Annotated in this window: 12 protein-coding genes and 1 pseudogene; 7 read left to right on the top strand and 6 right to left on the bottom strand. The window is 58.3% G+C overall.

Translation table 11 applies throughout. From position 1 onward, the window contains the following. Window positions 1-42: 42 nt before the first annotated feature. From BLR20_RS06250 to BLR20_RS06230, 5 genes are all read right to left on the bottom strand, one after another. Window positions 43-1290 (bottom strand): cellulase family glycosylhydrolase, encoded by a 1248-nt coding sequence (locus BLR20_RS06250; RefSeq protein ID WP_054993802.1) that lies wholly within the window; start codon window positions 1288-1290, stop codon window positions 43-45. A gap of 421 nt (window positions 1291-1711) precedes the next feature. Continuing rightward, a complete protein-coding gene (locus BLR20_RS06245; RefSeq protein ID WP_054993803.1) occupies window positions 1712-2668 on the bottom strand; it encodes a D-2-hydroxyacid dehydrogenase family protein in 957 nt (318 codons plus the stop codon). A 41-nt stretch (window positions 2669-2709) separates the two neighbouring features. Further along, window positions 2710-3363: a DUF1345 domain-containing protein gene (locus BLR20_RS06240; RefSeq protein WP_010426896.1), complete on the bottom strand. Its 654-nt coding sequence runs from the start codon at window positions 3361-3363 to the stop codon at window positions 2710-2712. A gap of 151 nt (window positions 3364-3514) precedes the next feature. After that, entirely contained in the window at window positions 3515-4867 is a 1353-nt protein-coding gene (gene gudD, locus BLR20_RS06235) for a glucarate dehydratase (RefSeq protein ID WP_010426894.1), read from the bottom strand. 64 nt (window positions 4868-4931) lie between these two features. Continuing rightward, window positions 4932-6257, bottom strand: coding sequence for an MFS transporter (locus BLR20_RS06230; protein ID WP_032612562.1), 1326 nt, complete (start codon window positions 6255-6257; stop codon window positions 4932-4934). Window positions 6258-6717: 460 nt separating this feature from the next. Between BLR20_RS06230 and BLR20_RS06225 the strand changes: the two genes are divergently transcribed. The 3 genes from BLR20_RS06225 to BLR20_RS28050 all read left to right on the top strand — a co-directional run bounded on the left by BLR20_RS06225 (window position 6718) and on the right by BLR20_RS28050 (window position 9572). Next, window positions 6718-7431 carry a FadR/GntR family transcriptional regulator gene (locus tag BLR20_RS06225; protein ID WP_032612564.1) on the top strand — a complete coding sequence of 238 codons (714 nt, stop codon included), beginning with the start codon at window positions 6718-6720 and terminating at the stop codon, window positions 7429-7431. 285 nt (window positions 7432-7716) lie between these two features. Then, window positions 7717-8304, top strand: coding sequence for a hypothetical protein (locus tag BLR20_RS06220; RefSeq protein WP_143009977.1), 588 nt, complete (start codon window positions 7717-7719; stop codon window positions 8302-8304). A 74-nt stretch (window positions 8305-8378) separates the two neighbouring features. Further along, window positions 8379-9572: a hypothetical protein gene (locus tag BLR20_RS28050; RefSeq protein ID WP_235810006.1), complete on the top strand. Its 1194-nt coding sequence runs from the start codon at window positions 8379-8381 to the stop codon at window positions 9570-9572. 253 nt (window positions 9573-9825) lie between these two features. Here BLR20_RS28050 and BLR20_RS06210 read toward each other — a convergent pair whose 3' ends face one another. Next, window positions 9826-10977 (bottom strand): alpha/beta hydrolase, encoded by a 1152-nt coding sequence (locus BLR20_RS06210; protein ID WP_074594475.1) that lies wholly within the window; start codon window positions 10975-10977, stop codon window positions 9826-9828. Window positions 10978-11147: 170 nt separating this feature from the next. Here BLR20_RS06210 and BLR20_RS06205 point away from each other — a divergent pair, with 170 nt between their 5' ends. From BLR20_RS06205 to BLR20_RS28400, 4 genes and pseudogenes are all read left to right on the top strand, one after another. Continuing rightward, window positions 11148-12239 carry a sugar diacid recognition domain-containing protein gene (locus tag BLR20_RS06205; protein ID WP_054993804.1) on the top strand — a complete coding sequence of 364 codons (1092 nt, stop codon included), beginning with the start codon at window positions 11148-11150 and terminating at the stop codon, window positions 12237-12239. A 111-nt stretch (window positions 12240-12350) separates the two neighbouring features. Then, complete coding sequence (locus BLR20_RS06200) at window positions 12351-13490, top strand: glycerate kinase (protein ID WP_054993805.1); 1140 nt, start codon at window positions 12351-12353, stop codon at window positions 13488-13490. Window positions 13491-13662: 172 nt separating this feature from the next. After that, window positions 13663-14433, top strand: a pseudogene (locus BLR20_RS28405) (HAMP domain-containing protein); the annotation flags it as partial. Continuing rightward, the gene (locus BLR20_RS28400; RefSeq protein ID WP_420851514.1) at window positions 14422-15288 is read left to right on the top strand and encodes a methyl-accepting chemotaxis protein; all 867 of its coding nucleotides are present in this window, start codon (window positions 14422-14424) and stop codon (window positions 15286-15288) included. The pseudogene BLR20_RS28405 and the gene BLR20_RS28400, both read left to right, overlap by 12 nt. Window positions 15289-15312 lie beyond the last annotated feature (24 nt).

Raw genomic sequence — 15312 nt, 5'->3', positions numbered from 1 at the left:
TGTCATGGGCTCCGGCCCTTGTTCACACGCAGCATGGCCTCATCAGTACTGATCGGCCTTTGAAAAACCGGTATGGCGGCGAAGTTTGCCATCCTGAAACTGGTCCTTGCCGGGTAAAATGTCCGCGCCGGCGGCTTTGAGCGCGCTCATATTGTCCTGCAGGGCTTTAGTGGCGGCGTCCTTTTGCTGGAAGGTATTGCCTGCCGTCAGGTTGGCATTACCCACTTCACCAATCTGGAATTTATAGCCGGCCTCTTTCAATGCCTTGATCTGGTTGGCAAGTCGCGAAGAGGCTTCGCTTTCCCTGGCATACACATGAAAACTTCCAATCAGGGCTGGGTTGTCTTCGCCATTGGCGGCCTTTAATTGATCGGCAAACTTGACCAGGCCGCTTTGCGGACCTGCAGTCAGTCCGCCCCCCCAGTTGCTATCCTCGACAACAATACTTCCTTTATAACCGGCATTGCGCGCAGATTTAATTAACGTGGTCTGCATGTCAGCCCATTCCTGATTTGCGCTTTTACCACCCTGATGGAAAGTATCCAGCACAAAACCGGGAAGACTGCCAAACCTTTTGAGCACGCCACTGATATCAGCCGAGGCCTGCTTCAATTTGTCTCCCGTCAGCACGTTTCCGCTACCCTGATTCGCGTTGTCGCGAAACGTGAACTGAACTTTGACACCCTGTTTGCCCCCTTCACTCAGCAATGCCCTGAGCTTATCCAACTGCCTGCCATCCTGAATCTGGTCGTGCGTCATCTGAAAGCGCAAGGTTCCGCCTCCAATCGCTTTGAGGTCCTGAATCATCTTCGTGGCCGCGGCAGGTGTGGCGATATCATCAGGATTGACGTTGGCTCCCCCGCGCAAGACAGGCTCGGCAGTTTTGACGAGCTCTGCAGAGGACACCTTGTCTTTGTCTTTGACTTTATTATCTGGCTCGGCAGGGGGCGTGTTGTCTTTGACAGTGGCCACGTCATTGAGCACGGCCTTGGTATCGTCCTGACTGGCAAGCGCTTTTTGACTGGCAAGTAACGCCGTGTCCGACGGGGATGCTCCGTTCTCCAGCGCTTGAGCACTTCGTTTGAACATTGCTCTTGTATAGACCGGAGAGGTTTCCGCTGCTTCAGCGGAGCGCCTGTCGGAGGGGGTGTAGGTATCGAGTTTCGCCTGCGTATCCGAAGTTGCACCCGTCGCACCAGCGCTCGCCGGCTGTGGGGTCCTGTCTGCCATGACAGGTTTCTCGTTAGCGGCCATGAGGCTGTCATGTGGCCTGGCGGAGCGGATATTCATCGGATGTCTCAATGGTCTGTGCGAAAAGTGACTGCGCCTGTTAAAGCAGGAGAATGAATCTCGAGTCAGGCGATGACTTATTGAATGTCAGTATTCATATAAAAAAGTCGGAAACTTGATATGACGAGTGTGCGACTATTTTTCTTTTGTCTGTTGTTTATTGATAACCGGGCTCAGGGCGCAATTCTATTCCGGACATTGTCCATCGGACGAGAAGTTTCGTATGGAACTGATTTCCATTGCAGCAAACGTCTGCACGGTTAATTCGGTTCTGGTCTTTTTTGCCCGAAGCGCCGGTCGTTTACTGGCCTGGAAGCGGGGGCCGGCAGCGAGCCCCCTGGTCAGGCTTTACGGGTGCTCATACACAATGCCCGGACGTAGCGTCGCATCCATAGGTGACAGTCTGATGTTGCAGGACTCGTCAGCCAAACACCCGAATCGGCGACCCCACATGCCACGCCTGGATGTCTTCGATCATCTGCCCGTAGAAAGTCCGGTAGTTGTTCTCGGTGACGTAACCGATGTGCGGGGTCGCCAGCACGTTGTCCAGTGTGCGGAACGGGTGGTCGGCCGGCAGCGGTTCGATGTCGAAGACGTCCAGCGCAGCGCCGGCGATTCTGCGCTGGCGCAATGTTTCGATCAGCGCGGCCTGATCGATGATCGGGCCGCGTGACGAGTTGATCAGATAAGCGTCGGGCTTCATCCAGCTCAGTGCTTCTGCGTCCACCAGGCCACGGCTGCGATCGCTGAGCACCAGGTGCACCGACAGCACATCGGCCTGTTCGAACAGTTGCTGTTTGCTGACATGGACGACGCCTGACTCGGCAGCAGCTTCTGGTGTCAGGTTCTGGCTCCAGGCAATGACTTTCATGCCGAAGGCCTGCCCGTAGCGGGCGATCCACTTACCGATACTGCCCAGGCCGAGAATACCCAGGGTTTTGCCATGCAGGTCGCTGCCCAGTCCGACCTGCCAGTTGCCGGCGCGCAACGAGTTGGCCTCGGCCACCAGGTTACGGGTGATGCCCATGATCAGCGCCCAGGTCAGCTCCGGTGCCGCATGCTTATAACTTTCAGTTCCGCACACCACAACGCCCTGACGCTTCGCCGCAGCAGTATCGATCGCTGCATTGCGCATGCCACCGGTGACCAGCAGTTTCAGCGCCGGCAACTGGCTGAGCAGCGCCGCATCGAACAGGGTTCGCTCGCGCATCACGCAAATGATGTCGAAATCTCGCAAGCGCTGCGCCATGGTCGATGTATCAGCAGGGTAGTCATGCAGAAAACTGACCTTGCCCACTGAGCCGAGCACTGACCAGTCCACCACATCGCTGGCTACGTTTTGCCAGTCGTCGAGTACCGCGATTTTCAATGGGGTCATTGTCTGAAGGCCTCTTGATGGGATTGTTTTCAAGGCAAACGCTAATTGAACAGGCTGGCGGCGATGTTGATCGAAAAGCCCAGAATCGCGGTGTTGAACACAAAGCAGATCAACGACTGGCCGAGCACGACCTTTCGCATTTCGCGCGTCGCTACGCCAACGTCGGAGGTTTGCACTGCGACGCTGAGGGTGAACGAAAAGTACAGAAAGTCCCAGTAATCGGGGTTCTTTTCGCCACCCACAAACGCCAGTGCGGGCTCCTTGCCTTTCCAGGTGTAGAACATGCGTGCGTAATGCAGGCTGAAGATCACGCCGATCATCAGCCAGGAACCGATGACCGTCAGTCCTGTGAAGGCGTGGTGAAGCATCTTGGCGTCGTTGGAAAGGCCTTTGCTGCTGGCGATTTCAAAAATGATTGCGGCCAGACTGGCCAGCGCCGCAACGCAGACCGTGACCAGAATGACCCCCGCGTTTTCGTCTTCTCTCATCGCGACGCGCCGCACATCGTCGGCATCGCTGCGCAACGTGCGGATGAAAATCATGATCAGATAAAGCCATACTCCCGTGTCCCAGCCAGTCAGCAGGCTCTGGGTCAGTGTCGATTGAGGGATGAGCCAGGACCAGGCGATGCCTGCGGTCAGGCCGACCAGGGCGGCAAGGGTGAGGCGAGGGCGTGTGCGGGCGAGATGGCGCATGCGGTCTAATCGTTACTGGACATTACCAGACAGTAGCATGCCGCTTCGGCAAGCCGAATTCGATTAAAAAAACGGCGCGCAAGGGGGTTGCGCGCCGTGTGCCAGCCGGAGAATGAACAGGCGGCGAGTCAACTGCGAATTTCGGACCGATTCAACGCACCAGACAAGGCTGCTTGTTGTTGAATTTCCAGTCCGGGATCAGAAACTGCATGGCCACCGCGTCATTCCGAGCGCCCAGGCCCATGCCTTTGTACAGTTCATGAGCCTTGGCCAACTGGTCCATGTCCAGCTCGACACCGAGCCCCGGTTTCTTCGGGACCTCGACCTTGCCACCGACGATTTGCAGCGGCGCCTTGGTCAGACGCTGACCGTCCTGCCAGATCCAGTGCGTATCGATGGCGGTGATATTGCCCGGCGCTGCAGCCGCTACGTGGGTGAACATCGCCAGGGAAATATCGAAATGGTTGTTGGAGTGCGAGCCCCAGGTCAGGCCCCACTCGTTGCACATCTGCGCTACCCGTACCGAGCCCTGCATGGTCCAGAAGTGCGGGTCGGCCAGTGGAATGTCCACTGACTGCAGCTGAATGGCGTGACCCATTTCCCGCCAGTCGGTGGCGATCATGTTGGTGGCCGTCCTGAGGCCGGTAGCGCGGCGGAATTCGGCCATCACTTCACGACCGGAATAACCGTTTTCCGCGCCGCACGGGTCTTCGGCGTAGGCCAGCACGTGATGCTGATCGCGGCACAGGCGGATCGCTTCCTTGAGCGACCAGGCACCGTTCGGGTCCAGCGTAATGCGCGCATCGGGAAAGCGTTCGGCGAGCGCAGTCACCGCTTCGATTTCCTGGTCGCCGCTCAACACGCCGCCCTTGAGCTTGAAGTCCTGAAAACCGTAACGCTGATGCGCGGCTTCGGCCAGGCGCACCACGGCCTCCGGGGTCAGTGCTTCTTCGTGACGGATACGGAACCAGTCATTATCGGCCTCGGGTTCGCTGCGGTACGCCAGATCGGTCTTGCGCTGGTCGCCGACATAAAACAGGTAACCCAGCATCTCGACCTGATCGCGTTGCTGACCTTCGCCCAGCAGTGCCGCAACCGGCACCTCCAGATGCTGGCCGAGCAGGTCGAGGAGCGCCGCCTCCAGCGCGGTGACCGCATGAATGGCAATGCGCAGGTCGAACGTCTGCAAGCCACGGCCACCGGAGTCCCGATCGGCAAACGCCTTGCGTGCCTCGTTGAGGATCTTCTGATAAGTGCCGATGCTGCTGCCGACTACCAGCGATCGCGCGTCTTCCAGCGTCTGGCGAATCAGCTCGCCGCCAGGCACTTCGCCCACGCCGACATGCCCGGCGTTGTCCTTGAGAATGACCACGTTGCGGGTGAAGTAGGGGCCATGTGCACCGCTCAGGTTGAGCAGCATGTCGTCATGGCCAGCCACGGGCACTACCTGCATTTCAGTAATGACGGGGGCCTTGCTGGTGATATTGGATTGCTGAATGTTCATGACGGGTCCTTTAAACGTAAGGCCTTGAAAATATGACCGATGAAAAAGCGGCTGCGCACGTGCATCAGTGGGTCGCCGGCGTCTGAATGGCGGCGACCGGCGTCGCGCCAGGCTTGGGGGTATTGCGCGCGGCGAAAACAATGATCGCGGCGATGATCGAGGTGGCTGTCAGACCGTACAGTCCGCCCTGGATCGAGCCGGTGTGTTCTTCCAGCAGGCCGAATGTGGTGGGTGCCACGAAGCCGCCGAGGTTGCCCACCGAATTGATCAGTGCGATGACCGCAGCGGCGATCCGCGCGTCCAGATAGGCCTGCGGGATCGGCCAGAACAACGAAGAAGCCGATTTGAAGCCCAGTGCTGCGAAGCAGATGGCAACGAAGGCGAAGATCGGGCTGCCAGTGGTCGACATGAACATCCCGGCAGCGGCAATCAGCAACGCAATGGCTACCCAGGCTTGCTGGCGTTTCCACTTGGCGGACAGCGTGGCGAACGCGTACATGCCGATGATCGACAGCAGCCACGGAATGGAGTTGAACATGCCGACTTCGAAGTCAGTCAGGTCGCCCATTTTGCGGATGATGCTCGGCAGCCAGAACGTCGCTGCATAAATCGTCAGCTGGATGAAGAAGTAGATCAGGCAGAACAGAATGATCTGACCGTCCTTGAGCAGTTTGCCGATGGAGGCTTTGACTGGCGTCGCGGCTTCACGGGCAGCCTGTTCGGCATCGATGGCGTTGACCAGTGCATCCTGTTCCTCGCGGGTCAGCCACTTGGCATCGTGTGGTTTGGAGTCCAGCCAGAACCAGACGAAGAAGCACAGGCCGACCGAGAACATGCCTTCGATGAAGTACATCCACTGCCAGCCTTTCAGGCCGAAACCGGTGATTTGCAGCAGCAGGCCGGACAGCGGGCCCGAGATCAGCGAGGCAATGGCCGAGCCGCTGAGGAAGATGGCAATCGCCTTGCCACGCTCGACACCGGGCAGCCAACGGGTGAAGTAGTAGATCACGCCTGGAAAGAAACCGGCTTCGGCCACGCCGAGCAGAAAGCGCAGGATGTAGAAGTGGGTTTCGTTCTGAATGAAGGCCATGCAGGCCGCAACGATGCCCCAGGTCAGCATGATTCGCGTCAGCCAGATACGCGCGCCGACTTTCTGCAGGAGGATGTTGGAAGGGACTTCGAAGAGGGCATAGCCGATGAAGAACAGTCCGGCACCCAGCCCATAGGCTGCAGCGCCGATACCCAGGTCATGCTCCATGTGCGAACGCACGAAGCCGATGTTGACCCGGTCGATGTAGTTGACGATGAACATGATGACGAAAAGCGGCAGGACGTGACGTTTGACCTTCGATACGGCTGAATTCAGAACCGAACCTGTGCCGTCGGCCATCCCGGAATTGGATGTGCTCACAGTTGAATCTCCCACTCGTTGTTTTTATGCGGGTATGTGCGAAGTGTGTCCTTCGCATTGTCGGTCATCATACAAGTAAAAAGTGGTTGTGCAATCCCCCGACGGTGACGATCTGCAAGATTTTTAGCGCCTTGTAATCTGCCCCTGTGCAGGCGTATTGGGTCTGTATGACGGTAATAATTTAAAATTTATACCCAGTAAATGCTGGGGTTTTACATTGTGTGCATCAGCTGAGTATGGCCGTTGACAGCAACGCGATGGCTGATGGGAGGTAGGGTGGATTGAAACGGGAGCTTTGACAGCCTGGAATGAGTTGTAATACAAGTAAGACAACTGTGCAGGGCTTTCAAACCCGGCATTCGAACGTACCCAGCTCCTTATTTGCGCCTCCATGGCCGTCATAAGGCAGCGTAAACAGACAAGTCAGGATTCATTCAGTATGCAAGAGCCTGCCAGCACCGCGCCAAAACGCCGTCAGCACAGCCTGGCCACCGATCTGGTGACCGAACTGAGCCAGCGCATTCTGCTTGGCAAGATCGCGCCTGGTCAGAAGCTGCCGTCCGAGAACCAGATCGTCCGCGAGCATGGCGTCAGCCGCACCGTGGTGCGTGAAGCGATTTCCAAGCTGCAGGCGTCCGGGCTGGTGGTGACCCATCACGGCATCGGCACCTTCGTGCTCGAGCGCAGTGACCAGACCGGGCTGCGCCTCAAGGTCGAGACCGTTTCCAGGGTGCGCGATATCATCGAACTGCGTATCGGCCTGGAAACCCAGGCCGTGGCGCTGGCAGCTGTGCGCCGTACCGACGAGCAACTGGCGGCCATGCGTCAGGCGCTGGACGATTATCAGGACCTGCTGGCCAACGACGACAGCTGCGTCGAGGCTGACAAACGCTTCCACATGCTGATCGCCGAAGCCACCGGCAACCCGTATTTTCTGGAGATCATGCAACACCTGGGCAGTGCGATCATCCCGCGCAGCCGCATTGCATCGAGCGAGCGGGCAGGCAACAACCTCGCGCATCAGGGCTATCTGGCCAACCTGGAACACGAGGCATTGCTCAGTGCCATTCGCCGCAAGGACCCGGATGCAGCGCGCGCGGCGATGTGGACGCACCTGAGCAACAGCCGTGAGCGGCTGGTTCCGCTGGAGTAGGCGCGGGCCCGTACAGCCGCAGAAGATCTGGCATTAAAGCAATGTAAACGGCCGGGGAACCGTTTTAGCGCAAGTTGCCACTCATGCGCATACGGTTCACTGAGAGCAGCTACGATGCCTGTCAATCTTAACGCCAACAATTTCTCCACCGCAGCCTGTCACGCAGCTAATCAGCAAGCAGCTCCGTACACTGCGCAAAATACCGGTGCTGTTAACACTGCCGTGGGTTCATTCAAGACCGCTCGCTCAAATCAAAGACTACAGAGAAGCCGGTGGCACTGAATCGTGGTCACTCTCAATCGTATAGAGGTTCGACTTCAAGACCCGGTGCGGAATTTGATTAATCATTTATCCAGCGTACCGAAGTTCTCCTCGGTTCCCTTGCTCAGAGGTTCCGTCGGGCGTGAGGATCCTATGCATTCCATTGAGGGTGCACTCCATTCAATGCTGGAGGGAGACTCTCTTTATTTCAATGGATTCCTCAGTACAACGTCCAGTTTTGAAGCGGCTATGGATTTCACAGGGAAGTTGTCGAGCATCGGCTTTGGCAATCCTCGTTACACCATCGATTTAACCAGTAATGAACCTCGCAATGAACTTCTTCGGCGGGATGCGATACTCGCTTTAGAAAGGGGAGAGTGCCACAAGTCTTCAAAGTCGGTTTTGTATCTAATGAAGACGTCTAACGTCGCTGCAATCGGTGTCAATGCTACCGAGCGCGCTGCCAATCCAAATAGCGATCGTGGGCATGCTATGAGTAAAGAAGATGAGATTCTGCTAGCGCCAGGTCATGTTCACCCAGAGTTGCTCATAAGGCACGATGACGGTTTGCAGTCATCGGCGTTGTTCAAGCCTCCACTTCAACTTGACTGAAAGCTCGAGCGCCGTCTAAAAGCCAGCCTATACATTTTCTTTTTGAATTAACCCGATACTCATTGAGGTCTGAAATGCCCTATCCGATTAACAATGCTAACCACTTTAATCCTTACATTAATGCCCATCCTCTGGCCTCGCAACAAGCACCCCAGGCAGTCGCTCCTCGCCCGGTCATGCGACCTGGCGCCGGTATGGGCATTGTCAAGGGGCAGCAAGTAAGCATGACGCCGTTGTGTCGGTCGGGCTTTACCTCGGCATTTCCAACGCAAAGAACTTCCATGATGGCGGACCGAGGGCGCTTGGCTGTCTCTTCACGCAAGACTCAACAGATCCTGGCTAACGATGCTCACCTGTCGCAAAAGGCCGAAAGGGATATGCATGCCATATCGACGCTTGATCTTCGTAGTTTAGACGCCACCTATGAGGTCATCTCCAGGCTGAGTCAGCATCATATCCAACGCTTTTCTCGCCAGGACATAGACACTATTATTGAAGCGCTGGACGATTATCAGGGCCCCCACGGTGATAACCTTCTAATGAATATAAGCGCTATGGGCTATCCGTCGCTCGAGCATTATCTTCACCACACGGGGGTCAGTGGCCCGCAGGCGGTAGAGCAATTCATCCGCGATTTTACTAACAGACATGACGATGCATCAGACTTGAGCGAAGACGACATTGACGAGATCAGGACGCGCCTGGCTGAGCGCTTGGCAGAACCGACCCGAATCCTGTTAGAGTTCATACATAGCAGTCCGCGCCTGTCAGACATTCCCCTTTTAAAGGGCGCCAGTGGTGGTGATAATCCAGTCACGACACAAGTTAATGGCGTCAACACGCTTTTGTCGGCGCTTGATGGTAATGCCATACATTTCAATGGTTTCCTCAGCACGACCTCGAACTATGACGTGGCACTTGAGTTTTCAGATATCCAAAATCACGAGGATTTGGGAAGGCCTATGTACACGGTAGACCTCAACAATAACTCTGAAGAGTCTGAAATTCTACGGCGTGATGCGCTTCGGGCTGTGCAGAGCAATGAGTGCGGAACTGACTCTATTCTCTATTATTTTAAAAGCAGCAATGTCGCCGGTATCAGTGTTAACGCGACAAAGGCTAGCGCCTACCCCAACGTTGCTCCTGATCATCTCGCTACTGAGGACGAGATCTTACTGAATCCAGGGCACTTTTTTCAGCCCGAGCAGGTTGTGCTCTACTCGGAAGGCGTAGCGATGATCGGAAGCCTCCAATACGGGAAAAACTAAGAAGTGGCCAGATTGTTTGAGTCGTGGTGTCCTGACGACTACTTCTTATCGCCGCCATTTGCCGTAGTATTCCCGGCGAGCATAAATCCTTGCCGCCATGCCGACTGTGGGTAAGCGTCTGCCCACTTCACCTTGTATAAACTAGAGGGGCATCACGAAGAGCTTCATGTAGCGCGGTGCCCATCGCGAACAGGTTCGCTCCCGCAGATGCCTCGCTCCCCGGTTTCGACGATACAAGGTCCGCGGTTGCGTACTACGGTGTTGCGTTCAGCACGCCGAGCAGCACTTGGCTCTGCCACTCGAAATACGGGTTGAAGGTCAGTCGCGCGTGGATCTTGCCCGGCTCGGTGTAGCCCCAGTCCGAATACCACACCGGCTCGCCTGCCATGCATTTGGCGGTGTCCACCTTGCTCTGGCCGTTCCAGCAGATACGCTGGCTGCCGGATACGCCGTAAAGTGGATTGTCCGCTGAAAAAAGCAGGCCCATGTGTGAAAAGCGGCTGATGCGGTATTCCGGCAGGTAGTCCTTGCGCACCTCGACGCGCGGCGTATCGGCAGCCCGGGCGGGCAGGTCGCCGTACCAGATCAGGCGACTGGCGGGATTGCTGAAGCGCTGGCTGAAATTATCCAGCACGTAATCAGTATCAAGGACCGAGTCATGCTCGGCGATGGCGATGAACACCGGCTTGTCATAGCGACGCTGATGCAGGCGGTCCTGGGCCAGCGCGCTGCTGCGATAGAACTGGGCAAAACCATTGGTGGGCATGTTCATGTAGCGAACCGGTGTCTGCATTGGGCGCAGGCCTTCGTTCGGCGCGGCAAGCCAGGGTCGCGCCCAGCCGATCCACGGTGTCAGCCAGGCATAGCCGCTGTTGGAGCGAAATGCCGGCGAAAACAGGAGCAGCCCGGCGATTTCGTCATGACCATAGGCGTAATCGAGTACCAGATTGGCACCGGTCGAAAAGCCGCCCAGATAGACATTCGGCACTTCGCGACCGAGCTGCTGCGCCTGTTCGCGCACCACCTGCTGCCACTGTTCGAGGCGCACGTCGAGCATGTCTTCTGGTTTGGTGCCATGCCCCGGCAACAACACGGTTCGGACCAGATAGCCCTGCGCGGCGAGCATCTGTGCCACGTCGTGAAACGACCACGCCGAATCACCCAGACCGTGCACCAGCAGCACGCCGCCTTTGGGCGTACCGCTCGGGGTCCACTGGCGCGGCGCGTTCCAGCCCAGCTCTGCTTGGTGGTCGGCGGTCTGGAAGTTACGCTGGCTGCGGATCAGCTCGAGGGTCTGCTGACGGTAGTCTTCAAAGCGCTGTTTCGGCTCTTCGCTTTCCGCCATTGACGTGCAGGCTTGCAGGGTCAGCAGCGACAGCAGGCTGGCGAGTCGGAATTTGATCACAAGGGGGCCTGTACACGCATATTCGAGGGTTCAAAAGGTCGACGCGGGCACTCTGCCATGTACGTCGCGCCCGTGACTACTTTCAGGCACACTCGGGCGTTCTATAACTTCAACAAAATGTATCCATATGCCCAATCATTGCAAGCCTCGCCATGTGCCTGGAGTCGTTCATGTTCGCCCTTGATCGGGCGCTGGCCCAGGACATTGTCGACCGGGCCATGGCCATCCTGCCCTACAACGTCAATGTCATGGACTATCTGGGCATCATCATCGGCAGCGGTGATGCCGAGCGATTATGTACCCGTCATGAGGGCGCGCAGCAGGTGCTGGCCAACCGGCAGGTGGTGGAAATCGATTCTCTGGCAGCGTTGCAGCTCGGCGGTGTCAAGCCGGGTGTCAACCTGCCGCTGATGCTCGACCATCAACTGGTGGGCGTGCTCGGCATCACCGGCGAGCCGGACGAGGTCCGCGTGTATGGCGAGCTGGTGAAGATGACTGCCGAGATGCTCATGGAGCAGCGCCGTCAGCAGGCTGACCTTCAGTGGCGGGCGCAGCGCAGTGAAGACCTGCTGGCCCGCCTGCTGTTGCCGGACTGTCCCGACAGCCTGGTGGATGAAGCACGACAACTGGGTTTGCAGCCGCACATGGCGCGTCAGGTGGTATTGCTTCAGTTTGGTGATGAGGAGCTGGCTGGCAGCCAAGCTGCCAAATGGCTTGGCACACGCTACGCCGACAGCTGGTGCGTGCTGCGTGAGCCCACCTTGCTGTACTGGTGCCGCGCGACGGGCAAGGAGCGTGATGATGCGCTGCTGCTCAAGCAGTTCGATGAGCAGCATTGGCCAGTGCTGCGTATGGCCACCGTGGCGCAATCGGCGGACCTGCCCACCCTGCGTCAGGCCTGTGCGGCAGCGTGGGATCTGCTCGACTACGCCAGTCAGGCAAGGCCGGCGCAGCGCCTGCTGCGGCTTGAAGCCTATCGGTTGCCGGTGCTGTTCTGGCGTTATCGTCATGACTGGCTGGCCGAAAACGTCACCGAGCCGATGGAGCGTCTGCACACGCATGCGCAACTGTTCGACACCTTATGCAAATGGTTCGAGTACAGCGGCGAAAGTCAGGCCTGCGCCGATGCACTGGGTATCCATCGCAACAGCCTGCGCTACCGGCTGGAGAAGGTTGGCGAGCTGACGGGCTGCGATCCCTACAAGACCGATGACCTGCTGCGGTTGTACGTGGGCGCGCAGATGATCACTCGCCACAACTAAAGCCGGGTTTTGTTCAAACGCCCCATAACGACGGCAGATCATTGTGCGATCGGCAGGCGGAAACCCCGGTGTTGAATGAGAGCATGCGAGTACCGGATCTGGAGAACAACAATGAAAATAGTCATCGCCCCCGACTCGTTCAAGGACAGCCTCAGCGCCCAGGCAGTTGCCGACGCGATCGCCAGCGGTCTGGCCGAGGTCTGGCCGCACGCCGAGCTGATCAAATGCCCGATGGCAGACGGCGGGGAGGGCACCATCGAGGCGCTGCTGGCTGCCTGCAATGGCGAACTGATGAGCGCCAGCGTCAGCGGCCCGCTTGGCGCCCCGGTCAACGCCCATTGGGGCTGGCTGGCGGAGAGCAGGACCGCAATCATCGAAATGGCCATGGCCAGCGGTTTGCAACTGCTGACGCTGGCACAGCGCGACGCCTGTGTGACCAGTACTGAGGGCACCGGCCAGTTGATCTCGGCGGCACTGGATGCAGGAGCCCGTCGGGTGATCCTCGCCATCGGCGGCAGCGCAACCAATGACGGCGGCAGCGGCATGCTTTCAGCCTTGGGCGCGCGCTTTCTGGACGCCGACGATCAGCCGCTGGCGCCGGGTGGGCTTGCGCTTGCCGACCTGGCGCGTATCGATCTGAGCGGTTTCGATCCACGCTTGTCTGACGTGCGCGTCGAGATCGCCGCCGACGTCGATAATCCACTCTGCGGGCCGAATGGCGCCTCAGCTATCTTCGGCCCGCAAAAAGGCGCATCGCCGGAGCAGGTCATGGCGCTGGACGCCGCACTTGGCTGTTTTGCCGGGCATACCGCGCAGGCGCTCGGCCAGGATTTGCGCAACAGCCCTGGCAGCGGAGCAGCGGGGGGCATGGGCTTTGCCGCCAAGGCCTATATGAAGGCTTCGTTTCGTGCCGGCGTGGAGGTGGTGGCCGAGCTGACCGGGCTGGAGCAGGCGCTGATCGGTGCCGATCTGGTCATCACCGGTGAAGGCCGTTTCGACGCGCAAACCCTGCGCGGCAAGACGCCGCTTGGCGTTGCACGAGTCGCCCAGCGTCGGCAAGTGCCGGTGGTTGTGCTGGCTGGAACCCTGGGCGAAGGCTACGAGCAGCTGTATGCGCACGGCATCGGCGCAGCCTTTGCTTTGGTCAGCGGACCGATGAGCCTTGAGCAGGCCTGCCGCGATACGCCCCGCCTGTTGCACGAGCGCGCGCGCGATGTGGCTCGGCTCTGGCAGATGGCTTCGGGCGGTTGATGACTGCGCTGTGAGCAACGACAGCAGCCTGGCAACAACCGTTATTTTTCATTAACTCTATGAATCATCGCTGGCTGTCCTAAAGAATTGCCTGATCAGGGCGATACGCTGTCGGTTGTCTGACAACTTCGCGTCGGACACTGCCCTCCAAAAAATATAAAGAGCCCTGGTCATGAATCTACGCAAACTCTCTATCGCTCGTCGCGCCGGTCTGGGTTTTACCCTCATTTCCCTGTTGGTGGCTTTGCTGGGGTGGTTTGCGCTGGCGCAGATGTCGACCATTCGCCAGAGTGAAGTGGCGGTGGAGACCAACTGGCTACCCAGCATGCGAGTGGTCAACGATATCCGCGAAATCATGCTGCGCATTCGCACCATTTCCTTGCGCATGGCGCTGGATACCGATCCTGCGAGCATTCCGACCTACCGCGGCCAGCTGGACGTACGTCTGGGTGATCTGGACAAGAAGCTGGCTGTGCTCAAGACCTTTGTCGACACCCCGGAAGAGAAGTCCCTGACCGACCAGTTCATGGTGACCATGGGCCAATACCGCAGTGCGCTGGACCGCTCCTTTGTACTGGCTGGCCAAAGCGATAGCGTCGGGTTGAACAAACTGCTGCTGGTCGACATGAAGCAGATCGTCGACGGCTCCGGCAAGCAACTCGGTGACCTGGCGGATTTTTATGTCACCAAGGTCGATGCGGAAGGCAAGTCGGCCGAGGCCCAGTACGACAAGTCGCGCGACATCGTGATTATCTTCGTGGTGATTGCCGCGCTGTGCACCATCGGCCTGGCACTCTGGCTGACCCGCAGCATCGTCGGCCCGCTGCAGCGTGCGGTAACCGCTGCCGAGCAGGTTGCCAACGGCGACCTGACCCACAGTATCGAAGTCGATGGTGAAGATGAAGTCACCCGACTGTTGCGTGCCCTGGCGATGATGCAGGTCAATCTGCGTGAAGCCATGCGCCACATCGGTAGCTCAGCCACTCAATTGGCGTCGGCCGCCACTGAACTCAACTCGGTCACCGAAGACAGCTACCGTGGCTTGAACCAACAGAATGCGGAGATCGATCAGGCCGCCACGGCGATCAACGAAATGACCTCGGCAGTAGAAGAAGTTGCGCGTAACGCCGTTTCTACTTCGGACGCCTCCAACCAGTCCAGCACTTCGGCGCTGGCGGGCCAGACGCGGGTGAACGAGACGGTGCAGTCGATCCAGACGCTGACCGACAACGTACAGGCCACCTCGACGCTGGTGCAAAACCTTGCCAATCAGTCGCAGGACATCGGCAAAGTGCTGGACGTGATCCGCTCGATTGCCGAGCAGACCAACCTGCTGGCACTCAACGCAGCCATCGAAGCGGCACGCGCAGGCGAGTCGGGTCGTGGTTTCGCGGTGGTGGCGGACGAAGTCCGGGCATTGGCGCATCGCACCCAGCAGTCGACCCTGGAAATCGATTCGATGGTCAGTGCCATGCGCAGTGGTTCGGCGCAGGCGCTTGACTCGATGAACACTAGCCGCGATCGGGCCGACTCGACGTTGGCACTGGCCAAGGGCGCAGGCGAGTCCTTGAGCGAAATCACCTCGTCGATCAACCAGATCTCCGAGCGCAATCTGGTGATTGCCAGCGCGGCGGAAGAGCAGGCGCAAGTGTCGCGTGAAGTCGACCGCAATATCGTCAACATTCGCGATCTGTCCATGCAGTCGACTCAGGGCGCCAACCAGATCAGTGCGTCTAGCCATGAATTGTCGCGCCTGGCGGCCGATCTGAATCAGGTGGTCTCACGCTTCAAGGTGTAAACCCCTGCATTGAGACAGGTTGTG

It is taken from the genome of Pseudomonas congelans, from assembly GCF_900103225.1.
Lineage (GTDB): Bacteria > Pseudomonadota > Gammaproteobacteria > Pseudomonadales > Pseudomonadaceae > Aquipseudomonas > Aquipseudomonas congelans.
The sequence above is the reverse complement of the archived record's forward strand: the minus strand, read 5'-3'. Positions and strand labels throughout refer to the sequence as shown.

What these genes read in the sequence shown, in the direction of transcription:
- BLR20_RS06250 (WP_054993802.1), bottom strand. Translation starts at nt 1,290, where the DNA reads ATGAATATCCGCTCCGCCAGGCCACATGACAGCCTCATGGCCGCTAAC.
- BLR20_RS06245 (WP_054993803.1), bottom strand. Translation starts at nt 2,668, where the DNA reads ATGACCCCATTGAAAATCGCGGTACTCGACGACTGGCAAAACGTAGCC.
- BLR20_RS06240 (WP_010426896.1), bottom strand. Translation starts at nt 3,363, where the DNA reads ATGCGCCATCTCGCCCGCACACGCCCTCGCCTCACCCTTGCCGCCCTG.
- gudD (WP_010426894.1), bottom strand. Translation starts at nt 4,867, where the DNA reads ATGAACATTCAGCAATCCAATATCACCAGCAAGGCCCCCGTCATTACT.
- BLR20_RS06230 (WP_032612562.1), bottom strand. Translation starts at nt 6,257, where the DNA reads ATGGCCGACGGCACAGGTTCGGTTCTGAATTCAGCCGTATCGAAGGTC.
- BLR20_RS06225 (WP_032612564.1), top strand. Translation starts at nt 6,718, where the DNA reads ATGCAAGAGCCTGCCAGCACCGCGCCAAAACGCCGTCAGCACAGCCTG.
- BLR20_RS28050 (WP_235810006.1), top strand. Translation starts at nt 8,379, where the DNA reads ATGCCCTATCCGATTAACAATGCTAACCACTTTAATCCTTACATTAAT.
- BLR20_RS06205 (WP_054993804.1), top strand. Translation starts at nt 11,148, where the DNA reads ATGTTCGCCCTTGATCGGGCGCTGGCCCAGGACATTGTCGACCGGGCC.
- BLR20_RS06200 (WP_054993805.1), top strand. Translation starts at nt 12,351, where the DNA reads ATGAAAATAGTCATCGCCCCCGACTCGTTCAAGGACAGCCTCAGCGCC.
- BLR20_RS28400 (WP_420851514.1), top strand. Translation starts at nt 14,422, where the DNA reads ATGATGCAGGTCAATCTGCGTGAAGCCATGCGCCACATCGGTAGCTCA.